Annotated in this window: 11 protein-coding genes; 6 read left to right on the plus strand and 5 right to left on the minus strand. The window is 63.7% G+C overall.

The annotated features are described in order from the left end of the window. Positions 1–16 precede the first annotated feature (16 nt). From J2W94_RS11495 to J2W94_RS11510, 4 genes are all read right to left on the minus strand, one after another. Positions 17–1,243 (minus strand): M64 family metallopeptidase, encoded by a 1,227-nt coding sequence (locus J2W94_RS11495; protein ID WP_310093345.1) that lies wholly within the window; start codon positions 1,241–1,243, stop codon positions 17–19. A 1-nt stretch (position 1,244) separates the two neighbouring features. Continuing rightward, positions 1,245–1,709: a hypothetical protein gene (locus J2W94_RS11500; protein ID WP_310093347.1), complete on the minus strand. Its 465-nt coding sequence runs from the start codon at positions 1,707–1,709 to the stop codon at positions 1,245–1,247. A 192-nt stretch (positions 1,710–1,901) separates the two neighbouring features. Next, the gene (locus tag J2W94_RS11505) at positions 1,902–2,072 is read right to left on the minus strand and encodes a hypothetical protein (RefSeq protein ID WP_310093352.1); all 171 of its coding nucleotides are present in this window, start codon (positions 2,070–2,072) and stop codon (positions 1,902–1,904) included. Then, positions 2,069–10,738, minus strand: a complete 8,670-nt coding sequence (locus tag J2W94_RS11510; RefSeq protein ID WP_310093355.1) for a GH36-type glycosyl hydrolase domain-containing protein — start codon at positions 10,736–10,738, stop codon at positions 2,069–2,071. The genes J2W94_RS11505 and J2W94_RS11510 overlap by 4 nt, the downstream gene beginning before the upstream one ends. Positions 10,739–11,700: 962 nt before the next feature. On the opposite strand from J2W94_RS11510, the gene J2W94_RS11515 reads away from it, so the two are divergent. Genes J2W94_RS11515 through J2W94_RS18185 form a run of 4 tightly spaced genes read left to right on the plus strand, consistent with a single transcriptional unit; the run spans position 11,701 to position 13,157 of the window. Next, positions 11,701–12,063, plus strand: a complete 363-nt coding sequence (locus tag J2W94_RS11515) for a VOC family protein (RefSeq protein ID WP_310093356.1) — start codon at positions 11,701–11,703, stop codon at positions 12,061–12,063. Between the two features lie 24 nt (positions 12,064–12,087). Next, positions 12,088–12,483: a YkvA family protein gene (locus J2W94_RS11520; protein ID WP_310093358.1), complete on the plus strand. Its 396-nt coding sequence runs from the start codon at positions 12,088–12,090 to the stop codon at positions 12,481–12,483. Continuing rightward, a complete protein-coding gene (locus tag J2W94_RS11525) occupies positions 12,480–12,980 on the plus strand; it encodes a DinB family protein (protein WP_310093360.1) in 501 nt (166 codons plus the stop codon). Before J2W94_RS11520 ends, J2W94_RS11525 begins: the two co-directional genes overlap by 4 nt. Positions 12,981–13,013: 33 nt before the next feature. Then, positions 13,014–13,157, plus strand: coding sequence for a hypothetical protein (locus J2W94_RS18185; protein WP_430540587.1), 144 nt, complete (start codon positions 13,014–13,016; stop codon positions 13,155–13,157). 28 nt (positions 13,158–13,185) lie between these two features. On the opposite strand, the gene J2W94_RS11530 is transcribed toward J2W94_RS18185, so the two are convergent. Further along, positions 13,186–14,154 carry a LysR family transcriptional regulator gene (locus tag J2W94_RS11530; RefSeq protein WP_310093363.1) on the minus strand — a complete coding sequence of 323 codons (969 nt, stop codon included), beginning with the start codon at positions 14,152–14,154 and terminating at the stop codon, positions 13,186–13,188. Positions 14,155–14,266: 112 nt separating this feature from the next. Between J2W94_RS11530 and aceB the strand changes: the two genes are divergently transcribed. After that, positions 14,267–15,892, plus strand: coding sequence for a malate synthase A (aceB, locus tag J2W94_RS11535; RefSeq protein ID WP_310093365.1), 1,626 nt, complete (start codon positions 14,267–14,269; stop codon positions 15,890–15,892). A gap of 173 nt (positions 15,893–16,065) precedes the next feature. Further along, positions 16,066–17,358: an isocitrate lyase gene (gene aceA, locus J2W94_RS11540; protein WP_310093367.1), complete on the plus strand. Its 1,293-nt coding sequence runs from the start codon at positions 16,066–16,068 to the stop codon at positions 17,356–17,358. Positions 17,359–17,404: the final 46 nt, after the last annotated feature.

The raw sequence follows: 17,404 nt of genomic DNA on the forward strand, positions 1-17,404 counted from the left end.
CCGGGCAAGCTCGGCTCTAACGGATCACGTAAGTCGGCAGTTCCGCGACCGCCTCGTTGAGCAACGCCCGCGTCTGCGTCTGCAGTTGCTTGCGGTGCGCGTCCGACGATACCAGCGAGGACAGATGGTCCATGGCCAGACCGACGATGGTGTCGCGCATGGCGGGCGAGGCGTCGTGCGGATTGGCCATCGCCGCCCACAGGCTGTGGCGCAAGGGTCCCCATGGATCGATGGGAATGGGTTTCCCCCCCACGATGATGACGCCACCGCCGTCTTGGATCACTCCGAACAGTATCGTCGCCACCGCGACCCAGCGCGACAGATCCAGCCTGTCGAACTTGAAGCAGAAATCGGGATCGAACGGGGTCAGGAATTCGTGGATCTCGCGCTGGCAGACCGCGCAGAAAGGCTCGCCCAGCACGCGCATCTTGCAGTTGTAGGAAGGCCGGTAGGCGCCGCAATGCGTGTAATGGGCGCCTTCGTAGGTGCCTACGACGAAATTCGGTGGTTCGGGAACCAGGTCCGGCGGACATTGGCTGCAGTTGGGATTGGATTGGGTCGGCAATGTCGAAACGTTGATCAGGTCGTCCCACTTGCCGGCGGCGGTCGGCGAGATCGTGACGTTGGGCTGCGAAGGTTCGATATTGTCATGCTGGTTCTGCGACGGTCCGTCGATGCCGCAACCGGCGTAGTAGAAATACTCGTCGGCCAGGCCGAAGATCGAATGCCCCATCTCGTGGATGATGATCTCGCGCCAGTCGATGTCGTTGCCCAGCGAGTTCTTGGTCGCCGTCGAACTGACGCCGACACTGCCGCCGGTTCCGCCGTATACATCCGAATTGACGATCACCTGCGCCGAATGGAATTGCGGAACGTGGGCGGCCACCGTGCTCAACACCAATGAGCTGTCGCACACCAACGCCCGCCTGATGCCGTTGTTGCAGAAGCGCGCATCGAAATAAGTGTCTGGCGTGGCCCCGGTGCCTCCGCAGCCGACGGGATCGTCGGCGCCGCTTTCGTCGGAGGCCACGTCCAGACGCCAGATGTTGATGGCGCAACGGTGGTCGTCGAATGGCGCGATGTCGAACAGGCCGTTGGCGAAATGCTGGGCGTCGGCGGCGAACTTGCCCAATTCGCTTTGGCGATAGCCTTCGGCGACCAACACCAGATTGAAGCGTTCCGCGGGGTCGCCGTTGTCGACGATCTTGACCGCGCCGATCACTGTGCCGTCTGCAACGCCCATGTCACTGCGCTCCCTTGTCGATGTCGGAAAGATCGAACTCGTGGGTGGCGGCGTTTCGCGCCGCTTTGGCCGCGTCGTCGCGGCTCCCCAGCCGTGGTTCGGCGTGCAGCACGAACTTGCGTGCGTCGGCGATGTCGGGCACGACCACGAAGAACGCGCGGAAGCCCTGGTCGTCGTCGATCCTGCGCAAGGCCTCGCCCGGTGCGTCGGCGACCACTTCGATGCCTTGCCGGGGATTGTCGATCGTACGGCGGTAAACCGGACGGCCCTCGCGATCGCGCAGCTCGAACCATGAGCCGCGGGTGGCGCGCTGCGGTGCGAGCGCCTGCGGAGGCGGCACGATCATGTTCAAGCGTTGCGTGGAGACGAGCTTCAGTTCGTCGCCGCGTTGTTCGAAGACCAGACGCAGGGCGCGTTGCTGCCGCCGGTGATCGCCTGTCGCACCCGATACTCCGCATTTGTCCACGTGTCCGCTCCATTGCCCGGTGTTATCCGATCAAACGCCGGAAATTGAGGACCCCGGACACGATTCGAGGTGTAAATATTTCCGCGGCCACAATGCGCGCTTCAGTGCGTTTTCCGGGCCTAACATTCCGCTCCTGCGCTATGCGTCGAACCGTCGCGGCGTATGTTTCGTTAACATCGCGTCGATGCGTCGTTATTGACGATCCTGCGGGTCGGCGCGGGCCAGTATTTCCTGCGCCAAGATATCGAACTGCGGCCAGAACTGCGCCTCGTGACGCAGCTTTTCGCGCCAAACCGGCAGCATGCGCTCCAAATTCTCCAAGTCCGCGTCCAGCCGATCGCGCGCGCTCGGCATACGTTTCATTGCGCGGACGGTCGCGGCCAGGTCGCTTCCACATGATGGATGGATTGGTCGTCCACTAACTGAAAGCGCAGGCCATGTTGGTCGAATCCATCCACGCTCAGTGTCGCTGTTCCGCCGTCGAGCTGCCTGATGTTGATCAGGTACAGGCTCTCGCCGTAGCGGTACTGCAGCTTGTACTCGGTCCAGTCGGCGGGAATGCAGGGCTTCAATGACAGATGATCGCCTTCCCGGTGCAGGCCTAGCAGCGACTCGGTCAGCAGCCGGTACATCCAGCCTGCCGAACCGGTATACCAGGTCCAACCTCCGCGGCCGACGTGCGGCGCGACACCATAGACATCGGCGGCGAGCACGTAGGGCTCCACCTTGTACACGGCGGCGGCTTCGGCGGTGCTGGCGTGGTTGATCGGATTGATCATGCCGGCCAGCTCCCAGGCCTTTTCGTGATCGCCCAAATGCGCGAAGGCCATGGCCGACCACACCGCCGCATGCGTGTACTGGCCGCCGTTCTCGCGTACGCCGGGGACGTAGCCGCGGATATAACCGGGATCGTGCGGAGTCTTGTCGAAGGGCGGATCCAGCAGTTGGATCAAGCCCGCCTCGCGCTTCACCAGATACCGGTCCAGCGACGCCATCGCCCGCCGCGCGCGCGTCGGATCGGCGGCGCCGGACAGCACCGACCAGCTCTGTGAAATCGAGTCGATCCGACATTCGTCGCTCTGCGTTGAGCCCAACGGCGTGCCGTCGTCGAACCAGGCGCGCCGGTACCAATCGCCGTCCCAAGCGTGTGCTTCCAGGTTCTCGCGCAGATGCACGGCCGACTCCGCGCAGTAAGTCGCGAATGCCTCATCGTTGCGTGCCAGTGCGATGTCGCCGAAGCGCGTCAGGATGTCGTAGAGGAAGAAACCCAGCCACACGCTTTCGCCTTTCCCCGCTTCGCCTACACGGTTCATGCCGTCGTTCCAGTCGCCGGTGCCGATCAGCGGCAGGCCGCGTTCGCCCAACAACTCGGTGCCGCGTTTCAAGGCGAGCGCGCAATGGTCGTAGAACGGCTGTTGGATGTTCGAGTTCACTGGAAGGTCGTAATAGGATTCCTCCTCCAGGTTGACCAGACGCCCTTCGATATAGCGCACCTTTTCGTCCAGCACGCCGAGGTCGCCGGTCACCTGCAGGTAGCGGCACGCCGCCAGCGGCAGCCATAGGAAATCGTCCGAGCAGCGCGTGCGCACGCCGCGGCCTTGCGGCGGATGCCACCAATGCATCACATCGCCTTGCGTAAACTGATGCGCGGCGCTGAGCAGCAGGTGTTCGCGGGTCAACGCGGGATTGGCGTGTACCGTGGCCATGGTGTCCTGCAACTGGTCGCGGAATCCGAACGCGCCGCCGGACTGGTAATAGCCGCTGCGGGCGACGTAACGGCAGGCGAGCGTCTGATACAGCAGCCAACCGTTGGCGAGCGCATCGACGCTGGGGTCGGGGGTCTTCACCCGCACCGCGTTCAAGGTGTCCAGCCAATGGATGCGCACGCTGTCCAAGGCGTCGTGCGCGGCGCCCGGGCCTTTGGTCTTCTGCGCCAGCTGGATCGCGCTGCGGTGATCGCTGCCGATGCCCAGACGGAACACGGTTTCCTGCGCTTCGTCGACGGCCAGGCGAATTTGTACCTGCAGCGCGGCGCACGGATCCAACCCCACCCCCAACTTGCCGGAAAGCTTCTCGCGCAGCATCGCCGCCGGCTCGCCGAGATCGCCGTTGCGGCCCAGGAATTCGGTGCGGTCGGTAGTGAAAGTGCGGCCATGCCCCACATCAGAAGCGGGGCCGTCCACGTCGAAGAACGCCACGCGTCCGCCGAACTCGGTGTTGTAGGGATTGCGCGCGGTCAGCACGTTGCTGCCGCCATCCAGTTCGCTGACCACGTGCATCTGCGATTTCACCCGGATGTCGCCCAGTATCCATTCCACATAGCCGGTCGCCGACAGCTTGCGCGTGCGCCCGGAAAGATTGCGCAGTTTCAGCACCGAGAACTTCACTGCGTCCTCCAGCGCCACGTACACCCATAATTCGCTGGCGATGCCGTCCTCGACGTGCTCGTACACGCTGTAGCCGAAACCGTGGCGCGTCCGATAGGCGCCGCTGCCGCGGCGCGGCAACGGCATCGGCGACCAGACCCGCCCGGTCTCTTCGTCGCGCAGGTAGAAGGCCTCGCCGCCGGCATCGGCGACCGGATCGTTGTTCCACGGCGTCAGGCGGAACTCGTGCGCGTTCTCGAACCAGGTGTAGCCCGGCGCGCTTTCGCTGACCACCGTGCCCAGCTTCGGATTGGCCATCACGTTGGACCAGGGCGCGGGCGTGGGTGCGCCTTCGCGCAAGGTGATCACGTATTCGCGCCCATCGGCGGAGAAAGCGCCGGTGCCGTTGTCGAACAGGAACTCTTCGGCCATCGCTTCGAACGGCCAGGGATCGTCTTCGCTCGATACGCCCGCCGGGGGCAATCCCAACAAGGGATCTTCGCTGGGCGGCATGTCCGGCAGCGGGACCGTGCCCTCGGCGAACAGCAGCGGAACAGTGCGCTCCGGCGCCATGTGGCGACCGACCTGCGCGGCCAGTGTGCCGCGCTGGTCGCTGATCACCACGCGCGACACCGTCTGCAGCAGGATGCGGTCTTCCTGCGAGATCTGCTGCGCGGGCCGCACGAAGATGCCGCCCGGGCGGTCCAACACATTGCCTTCCGGTCCGGCCGAAACCAATCCCAGGATCTGTTCCTGCAACTGCTGCCGATAGCCAGCCTGGTCTTCGTTCCAGATCACCAGATCCACGTTCAGGCCTTTCAAACGCCAGTACGCATGCGCCTGCACCATCTGCCGGACCAGTTCGATATTGGCTGCGTCGGCGATCTGCACCAGCACGATCGGCAAGTCTCCGGAAATAGAATGCCCCCACAGCCCGGACTGCCCGCGACGGTTCTGCATCAGCACCGCGCTGTCCGCGCGCAGGAACGGATGCGCGTACACCATCAGTCCGGCGATGCGCTCATAGAGTTGCGCGTCCGATTGCGAGGCATTGATCTGCCGGCGCACGACCTGGCTGTGCGTCCAGGCCAGATCGAACACGCGGTCGGCCAGACGGCGGTCGCGATACTTATCGATCAACGCCGCACATGCCGTGCGATCGGCGCCGACGCCGGTGACCATGTCGACCATGGCGGTTTGGTCCGGCGCCAAAGTGATACGGCAACGGATAGCGACGATGGGGTCCAGCACGGACCCTTCCGAATCGGACAAGGTCTCCAGCGAAGACAGGGCCTGCGGATTGCGCGGGGTATTGCCGCGGCCCAGAAAGCGCGCACGGTCGGTTTCGTAGGAGATGCTGTTAATGTCGGCGTCGTGCACCGCCACCAGATGCAGCATCCACGGCGGAACTTCGTCGTGCGAACGCGGCCGGCGCGTGCACAGCAGCGCCTGCTTGTCGCGGACGATCTCGCTCTGCACGAACAGGTTGCTGAAAGCCGGATGCATTTCGTCGGAGATCGACGGCGCCAGCACCACTTCGGCGTAGGTGGTGATCTCGATGGTACGGGCGCGGCGCGAACGGTTGCTGATGGTCAGGCGGCGCAGTTCGATGTCGTCCTCGGCCGAGATCGCGATCTCCAGGTGCGAGTCGTAACCGCGTTTGCGCCCGCGGAACTCGGCCTTGGCGTCGGAGAAGATCGCCTCGTACTGGTCCACCGGCACACAGGTCGGCTGATAAGCCGCGGACCAGAACTCGCCGCTGTAGACGTCGCGCAGATAGCAGAAACTGCCCCAGTGGTCGCGCGTGCCGTCTTCGCGCCAGCGGGTCACGGCCATGTCCCGCAGGCGGCTGTAGCCGCCGCCGGCGCTGGTCAACAGGCCGTGATAGCGGCCGTTGGACAACATCTGCACCGCGGGCCTGGCGGTGTTGGGATCGCGAAAAACGCGCAGCTGCGTTTCAGTCGCCGTCGGCGTGCTGCGCACGCCGGTGGCTTCGGCTTCGTGCGGATGGAAGACGCCGGTGCGCGGGATGCGTTCCTGCAACAGCAACAGGGTCGCCTGGAATTCGGCATCGGCCATGAAACGCTTTTGCATGGGCTGATCGCACAGCAGGTAGCCCAGCGCCAGGAAACCCATGCCCTGGTGGTGGGCCATGAACGAGCGGATCAACGCGTGATCCTGCCCTCGCGGCACCCGGCTCGGCGTGTAGTCGATGGCCTCGTACATGCCGTAGCGCCCGCTGAAACCGAGTTCGGTGAGACGCTGCAGGTTCTGGCACGACGCTTCCGGCGCCACCATCAGCGCCATCATGCTGGCGTAGGGCGCGATCACCAGATCCTGGCCCAGGCCGCGTTTCAGACCCAGGCCGGGCACGCCGAACGCGCGGTACTGATAGTTCATGCGCGCATCGACGGTGTTGTAGCCGGATTCCGAAATGCCCCAGGGCACGTTGCGCCGCGCACCGAAATGGATCTGCGCATCGACCGCATGTTTGGAGGTCTGGTCCAGCAAGGTGTCCGGATAGCTGGGCATCACCAGCTGCGGCATCAGGTATTCGAACATCGAGCCGCTCCACGACAGCAGCGTGGCATCGCCGTCCACTTCGGTCAGCAGCCGTCCCAGCGCGAACCACGTTTCCTGCGGCAGCTGGCCTTGAGCGATGGCGACGAAACTGCACAACCTCGCCTCCGAGGCCAGGAGATCGTAATGGCCAGGATCCAGGCGCCGTTCGTCCACGTTGTAGCCGATCGACAGCAGATGCCGGCCGCGGTCGTACAGGAATTCGTATTCCATCAGCGAATACTGGCCGGCCAGGTGCGCGAGCCGCTCGAGATCGTGGATGCGCGTGCGCGCACGGCTCTGCACCAGTGGGTCGTGCGATTGCGCGCGCAGTTCGCTCAGGGTCGGGATGCGCCCGGCGGTCGCCGCCTGCGGAGGTTCGCCCGTCGTCTCGTTCGGCGAGGCGAGCCAGGGCGCGAACAACAGCAGTTCCTCACGCGCGGCGCGACAGGCGTTGGCCAGCAGGCTTGGCCAGTGCGGCTCGGGATCGAACTCCGTCGCTTCCGGTATCGGCCATGCGGACAGAATCGTCGCGGCCTGGGCCGCCAACGACGCCAGCACGCGGTCTGCGTCCGGCAGCGATACCGGCGGTTGTTCACGCACGGCATGCAGTTGTTCGCGAAAAGCGTCGAGCGCCGCGTCCAGCTCGACGCCGCCGCTGATACCCGCAGTCACCCGTGCTTCTTCCAGTACGCCCAAAGTATCGGCCAGACCGGCGAAGGTGGAGCGGGCCAGGATCGGCGCGTCCAGCAGCGCCAGCAAACCTTGGCGCAAGGTCAGCAAGTGTCCGGCCAGATTGCCGCTGTCCACGGTGGAGATGTAGTGCGGCGGGAGCGGCCGCAGGGTTTCGGTGTCGTACCAGTTGTAGAAATGCCCACGATGGCGCGGCAGCATTTCCATGGTGGCCAGCACGCGCTGGGTGCGTTCCATCAGCCCGCCCATTTGCAGGTAGCCGAAGTCGAACGCCGACAGGTTGGCCAGCAGCGACAGGCCGATGTTGGTCGGCGAGGTACGCCGCGCGACCACCAGGGTGGGGTGCTCCTGGATATTGTCGGGCGGCAACCAATGGTCTTCCTCTCGGATCCAGGTCTCGAAGAAGGCCCAGGTGCGGCGCGACAGGCGCCCCAGGAAGGCGAGCTGCGGACGCGACAGTTCGGCGAACTTCTGTCGCGGCGGTCTGCCCATCCACGCCATCAGCGCCGGCGAGACGAACCACAGGACTAGGATCGGCGTGGCGACCCACAGCGCCATCGGATTCAACTTCACCAGCAAGGCGGCGGTGGCGAGGGAGAACGCCGGCGCGAACCACATGCTGCGCAATTCCGCGCCGAAGCCGCTGCCCAGGCTGCGCTCCACCTCGCTGGAGGGATTCCATTGCAACAGATGGCGATGGCTCAAACCCATGCGCCACAGCGAGCGGAGGATGGCGCCAAGGCTGAAGTACGCTTCGTAGGGCAGGCAGGCCAGGTTCACCGCGGCGCGCAGCAGTTGGCGCACGCAGGATTTCAGCACCTGCAGCAGGTGCGTCTCCAGCGCCATGTCCACCGGCTTGGCGAACACGTCGCGCAATGCCGGCACCAGCACCGGCAGCAGCAACAGGCAAAGCACCCACAACGTCCATACCAAGGCCTGCGGCAGCAGCGCCCAGCCGAGCACCAGCAAGGTGGTTGCTGCGGCAGGCACCAGGCTGCGGCGCAGGTTGTCCAGCAGCTTGCCTCGCGACAGCCACGACAGCGGATTGCGCTCGAATCCGCCTCCGTGACGCGGCACCCACGGCAACAACCACGGCAACAGCTGCCAGTCGCCGCGGATCCAACGGTAGCGGCGCTTTACATCGGCGGCATAGCGCGCTGGATAGTCCTCGAACAGACGCACGTCGCTGACCAGTCCAGCCCGTGCGTAGCATCCTTCCAACAAATCGTGGCTGAGGATCCGGTTCTCGGGAAAGCGGTTTTCCAGCGCGCGCTCGAACGCATCCACGTCGTAGATGCCCTTGCCCACGAACGAACCTTCGCCGAACAGGTCCTGGTACACGTCCGACACCGTGCGCGTGTACGGATCGATGCCCGGCTCGCTGCCGTACATGCGCGCGTAGCGCGAAGCGATGCGTCCGCTCATGCTGCTGCCCACGCTGGGCTGCAGGATGCCGTAGCCGCGCGTGACCCGACGCTTCTTCTCGTCGAAGCGCGCGCGGTTGAGCGGGTGAGCCAGAGTACCGACGAACTCGCGCGCGGCATCGCGCGGCAGGCGGGTATCGGTATCCAGGGTGATCACATAACGCACGTTGGTCAGCACGCCGGTATTGCCGGCGACCTTCAGGAAGGCCTCGCCGCCGCCGGTGCGCAGCAGATGGTTCAACGCGGCCAGCTTGCCGCGCTTGCGTTCGCGGCCCATCCACACGCTCTCGCGCGGATTCCATTCGCGCGGACGGTGGAACAGGAAGAACAGGTCGTGGCTCTCCGGCGCGTAGCGCGCATTGAGGCGTTCCACCTGATGCACCGCATGCGCCAGCAGTGCCTGGTCGCCCGGCAGTTCTTGCTGGTCGGCATCCAGGAAGTCCGTCAGCAAGCCGAAGTGCAGATGGGCGTCGCGATTGGCCAGGAAACGCACTTCCAGCCCTTCGACCAGCGCATCGATGCCCTGGATGCTGCCGATCATGCTCGGCACCACCACCAGCGTGCGCGCGCTGGCGGGAAGGCCTTCGGAGTAATCCATGCGCGGCAGCGGCTGCGGCGCCACCAGCACCGTCGCCGTCCAGTTGATGAGAGCGATGCCCAATTCGCTGAAGGCGATAACGCCCAACGCGCCGATCAGGCACAGCCAGGCCCAATCGAAGCGGCCGGCGCTGGCCTCGGCCACCAAGGCCCAGGTGAAGGCCAGGGCGACCACGAGGATGGGCACCAGATAGACCGCCAGCGGAATCCTGCGCGGCCGCAGGCGCACTGGTTTGCGCGCGGTTTCCAATGCGGCCACCGCCGCTTTCGTCTGCGCGATGCCGTCGTCCACCAGGTAGTAGCCCACGTGCGAGTGGATATCGCGTGCGGTGGCGTTCGCCTGCGCCAATTCCATCACGCAGCGCGCCACTTCCATTTCGCTGGCGCCGCTGAGCCGCGCCACTTTTTCCACCACATGCCGGTAGGTGTCGCGGGTGCTGAAGTCCATGGACGCGTAGGTGCCGGCCGGATCCTCACGCAGGGTCTCGTCGACCAGGCTCATGGTTTCCACGAACTCGCGCCAGTCCATGTTGGCCAGGAAACGCAGGCTGCCGATGCTGTTGCTTATCGACACCTGATCCGACGCCTGCTGCTGGCTCTCGGCGTGCACCAGCGCCTCGATGCTGTGGCCGCTGTCGGTCACCCATTGCTCGATCCAACTCATCGGCATGGCCAGCACCGCGCTGCGCCCGTGTATGCCGCGGGTCAGTTCGGCCACGAATGCGCCGGACAGCGGCGGGCTGGAGCGCGCCATGTCGGCCACCACCAGCACCACATTCTTGGGAACGTTGTCGGCCGTTTGGTTGAGCAGGTCGGCCCATTCGCCGGCCAGGCGATGGTCGACGCCGTCGCGCATCACCCGCACCGCCATGCGCCGCAGATTCTCGATCAGCGCCAGCCGCAGCATGATGGGAATGGCCCACAGTTCGCCCATCTTCAGCGGCGTGACCGACTGATAGGCCGCCACGAACAGGCTCAGGGTCTCGGCGTCGATGCGGCCGTCGCCGTGGGCGATGGCTTCCATCGCCAATTCGTAGACGCGCGGCAGTCCGGCCGAAGGGCCTTGACTCAAAGAAGGCAGTTCCCGGCTATAGCCCTTGGGCAGATGCCGGCGCGCGGTGCGGATCTGTTCTTCGATCAGGTAGTAGTTGTCCAGCAGCCACTCGCCCGCGGGGGTGATGCGCACATCGTCCTGCACCATTTTGGTAAGCAGGGTGTTGGCGTCGTCCAGCAGGCCTTCGTTTTCCTTCAACCGAGACAGCAACAGGTCCGGCTGCGGGTGCAGGTGCACGCGATGCTCGCGCGCCAGCGCCTTGCCGTGCCATTCCATCTGCTCGGCACTGAGCAACTGGGAACGCAGCGGTTCTTCGGCCGGCAGCGGCTTCTGCATGGCGATCGGCTGCCAACGCCGGATCCGCCGGCGCAAACGTAACCAACGACCGAGGATCCGCCAAACCGTGGGCATACCGAATCCGTCACCGCAAACCAATGGGGCTTCGATCATTGCATTTGCGGGGGAAGTGGTTTGTGAATACGCGGCTGGCGGGTCTGCGGCCTTTGAGTCGCCGATAATTCATTCGAACCGAATCTGTGTCTCGCCTTCGTCGAAACGTTCGGATTCTGCTGTAATCTCGGCTCATAACCGTCCCGTTGCGGGTCGGCTCAACTCAGGTGTTAGGTGCTATTAGGGATATCCGGAGAAGTACAGCACCCGCTGCTTCTGGCTTTGTCGGTTGCCGCGTCGATTCCGCTCTGCCGGGCTTGGGTTTCGCTGCTATTCGGATCCTGGCAGAAGACTCTGGCTTCCGTGCGCTGGGTCTTTGTCCGCGACACCAAATCATTTGAGCGCGGCGACTATGTCGATGACAAATTCGCGGAGATACGCCTTGCCACGCTGCTTGTCCTTTGCGGGGTTACTATCTGGGGCGTATACGCAGGGGCATCCCGCATTGCGCATTGGCTGGGTGCTTAGCGATTCATTCCAGCCGAACCCGCTTCGCGGGTCGACCTAGTTCGGGTGTTAGGTACCATGACTGAGATGTCAGATGCGGCCATAGTTAATGGCACTAAGAAATTGGCCTTTGCTTCATGGTTGTGCGCTCTTGTCTGTGGCTTGTCGTCATGGGTTGCTAGAGCGATCGATCTTGACGCTACTGCTTCTGTTCTGTTTGGCTTGGTCTGGCTCTTCGGGCTGGTCTATGTGCTTTGCTGGGTGGTACTCGCGATATCGACTCTTCTGCTTATTTTCGGTGGGTCGCGACGTGATAATGGCACCTAACAGTTCACTAGAGCCGGACGCGCTTAACAGATCGGCTTAGCTCAGGCGTTGTATTTCGACATTGTGAGATCTTTATGAAGATGACCCGCCTCATCCCGATGTTGCCAGTCAGAAGCATGCCTGCGAGCGTCGAGTTCTATCAAAAGCTCGGTTTCAGCGTCGAGCAGAGAAACGACGATTGGCGTTGGGCGATGCTGTGTTTCGGCGAGTGCCGTCTGATGGTGGATCAGTCGATCAACGTCCACCCGGAGATTCCCCGCACCTCCGTTCTCTATTTGTATCCGGACGACATAGGCGAGTACCACCGGCAATTGCGCGAGAATGGGTTGGATATTCCCGAGCTGGAGGTGTCTTTCTACGGCATGAAGGAATTCCGCTTCGATGATCCGGATGGAAATCGGTTGTGGATAGGGCAGAGCACTTCAGCGGGTACGTAGCGCATTGTTCCGTCGCTACCCGCTATGAAAGTACTCGCTACGCTCAAAGCCCAAGCCAAGCAGCTGAAGCGGCATACGCTTACCGTGTATTTCGCGGCCCGCGATCCGCGAACGCCGTTTCTGGTCAGAATTTTGGCGGTGTTGGTTGCGGCATATGCGCTCAGCCCCATCGATCTGATTCCGGACTTCGTACCGGTCGTCGGCTATCTCGATGATCTTCTGCTGATTCCGCTGGGCCTGGCCTTGGTGGTGCGACTCACGCCGCCCGAGGTGATTGAAGCGGCGCGGGCGCGGGCGGAACAAGCCGCGATCAAACCAGTGAGCTATTCCGCAGCCGCGGCCATCGTTGGCGTATGGCTTATCATTGCGTGGCTCTTCGCACGCTGGGCGCTCGGCTTGATGCAACAAGGAAGTACATGAATCACCTGCAGACCTTGACCCGCTACAAGGCCTGGGCCGACGAATTGTTCCTGTCGACGGTCGCCCAACTGCCCGAGCAGGAGTTGATCGCGCCGCGGCCGATCCTGTTCGGCAGCATCCTCCGCACGCTTCATCACTCCTATGCCATGGACCGGGTATGGCAGGCCCATCTGCTCGGAGAGGCGCATGGATATACGACGCGCAATCCGGATGAGCACCCGGCATTCGAGGAACTGCGGACGAATCAACTCGCCATGGATGCCTGGTATGTGGGTTACGCCGACTCTCTGGATACCGATCAGCGGGAGGAGATCGTCGACTTCGAGTTCATTGGCGGTGGCAATGGTTCCCTGTCGCGCAACGACATCCTGCTGCATGTGGTCAACCACACGACCTATCACCGAGGCCATGTGGCGGACATGCTCTATCATCTCTCTGTCTTTCCGCCGACCACGGATCTTCCGGTGTTCCTGAGAGAGATCGCCAAAGGGGCCTGACGCGTCATCCAGCGATCGTCAGGTGCGGGCGCCTTGGCAGGCGTTGATTTTGTCGCAGCCAGTTTCGGCATCAACTACCAACTCGCACAGCGCTCCTTCAAGCTCTGGCTCATAGACGGCGGCTACCATGCCGCTCAGTTCGTCCTGTTCGGCCGTGTTCTCGGTCTATGGCACTGAGGTTGAGGTCCGAGACGGTCCCGAGTTGCTAGCGTTCCGAAGGCCCGGTGTCGTCGTAGCTGCGGCGCGTGAACAGATCCGGCTGGATCAGTTCGATGAAAGCGCGGGCCTGCGGCGAAAGATATTTCCCTTTGCGCACCACCACGCCATAGCTGCGGGCAGGGAACCATTGGCTTAGCGAGCGCGCGGCCAGGCGGTCGCGATCGGCATCGGTCAGGCAGATCGAAGTGATGATGGAAATGCCCATGCCCATGGCCACGTACTGCTTGATCACCTCCCAGCCGCCCACTTCCAGCGCCACCGTATAGGGCACGCGGTTCTGCTGGAACACCAGATCGACCAGACGATAGGTCACCAGTCTTTTCGGCGGCAAGATCAGTCCATAAGGCGACAGATCCTCCAGCTTCAACGTGCGCTGCCTGATTAGCGGGTGATCGGGCGGGGCGATGAGCAGGGGCTCGAAACGGTAGACCGGTTCGTAGCTGAGGTCCTGCGGCACGTCCAGCATCGAGCCCACGGCCAGATCCACGGCATCGGACCGCAGCAGGTCGGTGCCGTCGGCGCTGACCGCGTTGTGCAGGGTCAGGCGCACTTCGGGATGCTGGCTGCGGAAGTGCTCCACGATCTTGGGCAGCAGGTAGAGGATCGTCGAACTGTTGGCGGCGATGTTGAGTTCGCCCGCGTCCAGGCCGCGGACTTTTTCGCGGAAGCTGCCGCCCAGCCCATCCAGGCTTTCGACCAGCGGCTGGGCCAGTTCGTATAACAGTTGGCCTTCGCGGGTCGGGGTCAGGCGCCGGCCGCTGCGCTCGAACAACCCCACCCCGAGCTCGCGCTCCAGCGCCTGCAACTGCAGGGTGATGGCCGGCTGGCTGACATACAAGGCCTCCGAAGCGCGCGAAACCGAGCCCAAACGCACGGTCTGGCAGAAGGCCCGCAAGGGCTTGAGCCGGTCCGATTTGTAAGGAAATCGGGGGGTTGCGATGGGCTTGTCAGGCATTGCGATGCACCATATAAGCTGAGCTTATTAATTGCATTGATAAAACTGTGTTGTCAAATAGATAGTGCGGGAGCACGGTACGGGCCCAGCTTGAGAACACCAGGAGCCTGTCATGTCCGCAGTACTCGCCCACCCCACCCACGGCCCCAATGGGGTCGAAGTGACGGCCAGCGCGCCCGGGCAGGACGCCTTGCTCACTCCGGCCGCGCTGGAGCTGCTGGCCTCGCTGCACCGTTTGATCGAACCCCAGCGCCAGGCCCGCCTGGCCGCTCGCATCGAACGGCAGGCTTTCTTCGACGCCGGCGGTCTGGCGGATTTCCGCGAGGACACCCGCGGTATCCGGGAGGGCGAGTGGAAGGTCGCCGCCTTGCCGAGCGCGTTGCAGGACCGCCGCGTGGAGATCACCGGCCCGGTCGATCCCAAGATGGTCATCAATGCGCTGAACTCGGGGGCCAAGGTGTTCATGGCCGATTTCGAGGACTCCACTTCGCCGACCTGGGCCAACCTGGTCGCCGGCCAGCAGTCGCTGATCGGTGCCGTGGCCGGCACCTTGCAGTTCACCGTACCCGCTGCCAATGGCGCTCCCGGCAAGCAGTACGCCCTGAAGCCGTTCGAGGAACAGGCCGTGCTGATCGTACGTCCGCGCGGCTGGCATCTCGACGAGAAGCACGTGTCGGTCGACGGCACCCCGATCGCCGGCGGTCTGTTCGACCTGGCTTTGTTCGCCTTCCACAACGCGAAGCTGCTGGCCGCCAAGGATCGCGGCCCCTATTTCTACCTGCCCAAGCTGCAATCGATGGAAGAAGCGGCGCTGTGGGAAAGCGCGCTATCGCATATCGAAGCCGCACTGGGTCTGCCGCAAGGCCAGATGAAGGTGACGGTGCTGATCGAAACGCTGCCGGCGGTGTTCGAGATGCACGAAATCCTGCATGCGCTGCGCAGCCGCATCGTCGGCCTGAACTGCGGGCGTTGGGACTACATCTTTTCGTATCTGAAGACCTTCCGCCGCCACCGCGACAAGGTGCTGCCCGAGCGCGGCCAGGTCACCATGACCCAGCCGTTCCTGAAGGCCTATTCGGAACTGCTGATCCAGACCTGCCACCAGCGCGGCGCGCATGCGATGGGCGGCATGGCCGCACAGATTCCGATCAGTGGCGACGAGGCCGCCAACGAGCAGGCGATGGCTCGCGTGCGCGCCGACAAGCTGCGCGAAGTCAGCGCTGGCCACGACGGCACCTGGGTCGCGCACCCGGCGCTGATCCCCATTGCGCGCGATATTTTCGACGAACACATGCCGGCGCCGAATCAGCACGGCGTGTTGCGCGATGACGTCAAGGTCGGTCGCGACGATCTGATCAAGCCTTCGCTGGGCACCATCACCACCGCCGGTTTCGAGGGCAGCGTCGAAGTCTGTGTGCGCTATCTGGCCGCGTGGCTGGACGGCAACGGCTGCGTGCCCATCCACTGGCTGATGGAAGACGCCGCCACCGCGGAGATCTCCCGTACGCAGCTGTGGCAGTGGCTGCATTCGGAGAATCTGCACCTTGCCGACGGCACCCTGATCGATTTCGCCTTATTGGAGCGTGCGCTGCTGAACTTGCCGGCGCGGCTGGGCGATACCGATGCGCTGCCGGGCGGCAAGCGCATCGCCGAAGCCATCGCTTTGCTGGACAAGCTCAGCCATGACGACGAACTGGCCGAATTCCTGACCTTGCCCGCGTACGAATACCTCGATTGAGCGACGAAGGAACGTGGGAGCGGCGTCCCGCCGCGAGCTCTTCTTCCGAGTGAATCGAAAAGTGAAGACGCGCTCCCACGAGGTAATCAGAGCAAGACATTTTCTGCCACCGACCAAGAAGCTCGCGCCGGGACGGCGCTCCCACGAACTACCACCTCTACGGAACAACGACCATGACCACACAGCAGACCGCCGAACAGATCCAGAAAGACTGGGACAGCAGCCCGCGCTGGGCCGGCATCACCCGCAACTACACCGCTGCTGACGTGGTGCGCCTGCGCGGCACCGTGCACGTGGAGCATTCCATCGCCCGCCTTGGCGCCGAAAAGCTGTGGGGCTATCTGCACAAGGAAGACTTCGTCAATGCGCTAGGCGCGCTCACCGGCAACCAGGCCATGCAGCAGGTCAAGGCCGGCCTGAAAGCCATCTATCTGTCCGGCTGGCAGGTCGCCGCCGACGCCAACCTGGCCGGGCAGATGTACCCGGACCAGTCGCTGTACCCGGCCGACTCGGTGCCGGCAGTGGTCAAGCGCATCAACAACACGCTGCTGCGCGCCGATCAGCTGAACCATGCCGAGGGCGACGACAGCGTCGATTACCTGCAGCCGATCGTGGCCGACGCCGAAGCCGGTTTCGGCGGCGTGCTCAATGCGTTCGAGCTGATGAAGGCGATGATCGAAGCCGGCGCCGCCGGCGTGCATTTCGAGGACCAGCTGGCCAGCGTGAAGAAGTGCGGCCACATGGGCGGCAAGGTGCTGGTGCCCACGCGTGAGGCCATCGAGAAATTGAATGCCGCGCGCCTGGCCGCCGATGTGTTGGGCGTGCCGACTTTGCTGGTCGCGCGCACCGACGCGGAAGCCGCCGATCTGCTGACCAGCGACATCGACGCCAACGACAAGGCCTTCGTCACCGGCGAACGCACGGTCGAGGGCTTCTACAAGACCCGTAATGGCCTGGACCAGGCCATCAGCCGCGGCCTGGCCTACGCGCCCTATGCCGATCTGGTGTGGTGCGAAACCGGCAAGCCGGACCTGGAGTTCGCCAGGAAATTCGCCGAGGCCATCCACGCCAAGTTCCCGGGCAAGCTGCTGGCCTACAACTGCTCGCCCAGCTTCAACTGGAAGAAGAACCTGGACGACGCCACCATCGCCAAGTTCCAGAAGGAAATCGCCGGCTATGGCTACAAGTTCCAGTTCATCACCCTGGCCGGCTTCCACGCCCTGAACTACTCCATGTTCAACCTGGCCCATGGCTATGCCCGCCGCCAGATGAGCGCCTTCGTCGAGCTGCAGGAAGCCGAATTCGCTGCCGCCGACCGCGGCTTCACCGCGGTCAAGCACCAGCGCGAAGTGGGTACGGGCTATTTCGACGCCGTGACCCAGGCCATCCAGCAGGGTCAGTCTTCGACCACAGCGTTGAAGGGTTCGACCGAGGAGGAACAGTTCCACGGCGACAAGGCCGCCTGAGGCCCGGCTCTCTCGCGTATTATCGGTTACTGTACGGGTGAAATTC

The organism is Pseudoxanthomonas sacheonensis (assembly GCF_031455975.1).
GTDB lineage: Bacteria > Pseudomonadota > Gammaproteobacteria > Xanthomonadales > Xanthomonadaceae > Pseudoxanthomonas_A > Pseudoxanthomonas_A sacheonensis_A.

Bases quoted from the DNA above. Each gene is read 5' to 3' on its own strand.
- J2W94_RS11495 (WP_310093345.1), bottom strand. From the start codon at position 1,243: ATGGGCGTTGCAGACGGCACAGTGATCGGCGCGGTCAAGATCGTCGAC.
- J2W94_RS11505 (WP_310093352.1), bottom strand. From the start codon at position 2,072: ATGAAACGTATGCCGAGCGCGCGCGATCGGCTGGACGCGGACTTGGAG.
- J2W94_RS11510 (WP_310093355.1), bottom strand. From the start codon at position 10,738: ATGCAGAAGCCGCTGCCGGCCGAAGAACCGCTGCGTTCCCAGTTGCTC.
- J2W94_RS11515 (WP_310093356.1), top strand. From the start codon at position 11,701: ATGAAGATGACCCGCCTCATCCCGATGTTGCCAGTCAGAAGCATGCCT.
- J2W94_RS11520 (WP_310093358.1), top strand. From the start codon at position 12,088: ATGAAAGTACTCGCTACGCTCAAAGCCCAAGCCAAGCAGCTGAAGCGG.
- J2W94_RS11525 (WP_310093360.1), top strand. From the start codon at position 12,480: ATGAATCACCTGCAGACCTTGACCCGCTACAAGGCCTGGGCCGACGAA.
- J2W94_RS11530 (WP_310093363.1), bottom strand. From the start codon at position 14,154: ATGCCTGACAAGCCCATCGCAACCCCCCGATTTCCTTACAAATCGGAC.
- aceB (WP_310093365.1), top strand. From the start codon at position 14,267: ATGTCCGCAGTACTCGCCCACCCCACCCACGGCCCCAATGGGGTCGAA.
- aceA (WP_310093367.1), top strand. From the start codon at position 16,066: ATGACCACACAGCAGACCGCCGAACAGATCCAGAAAGACTGGGACAGC.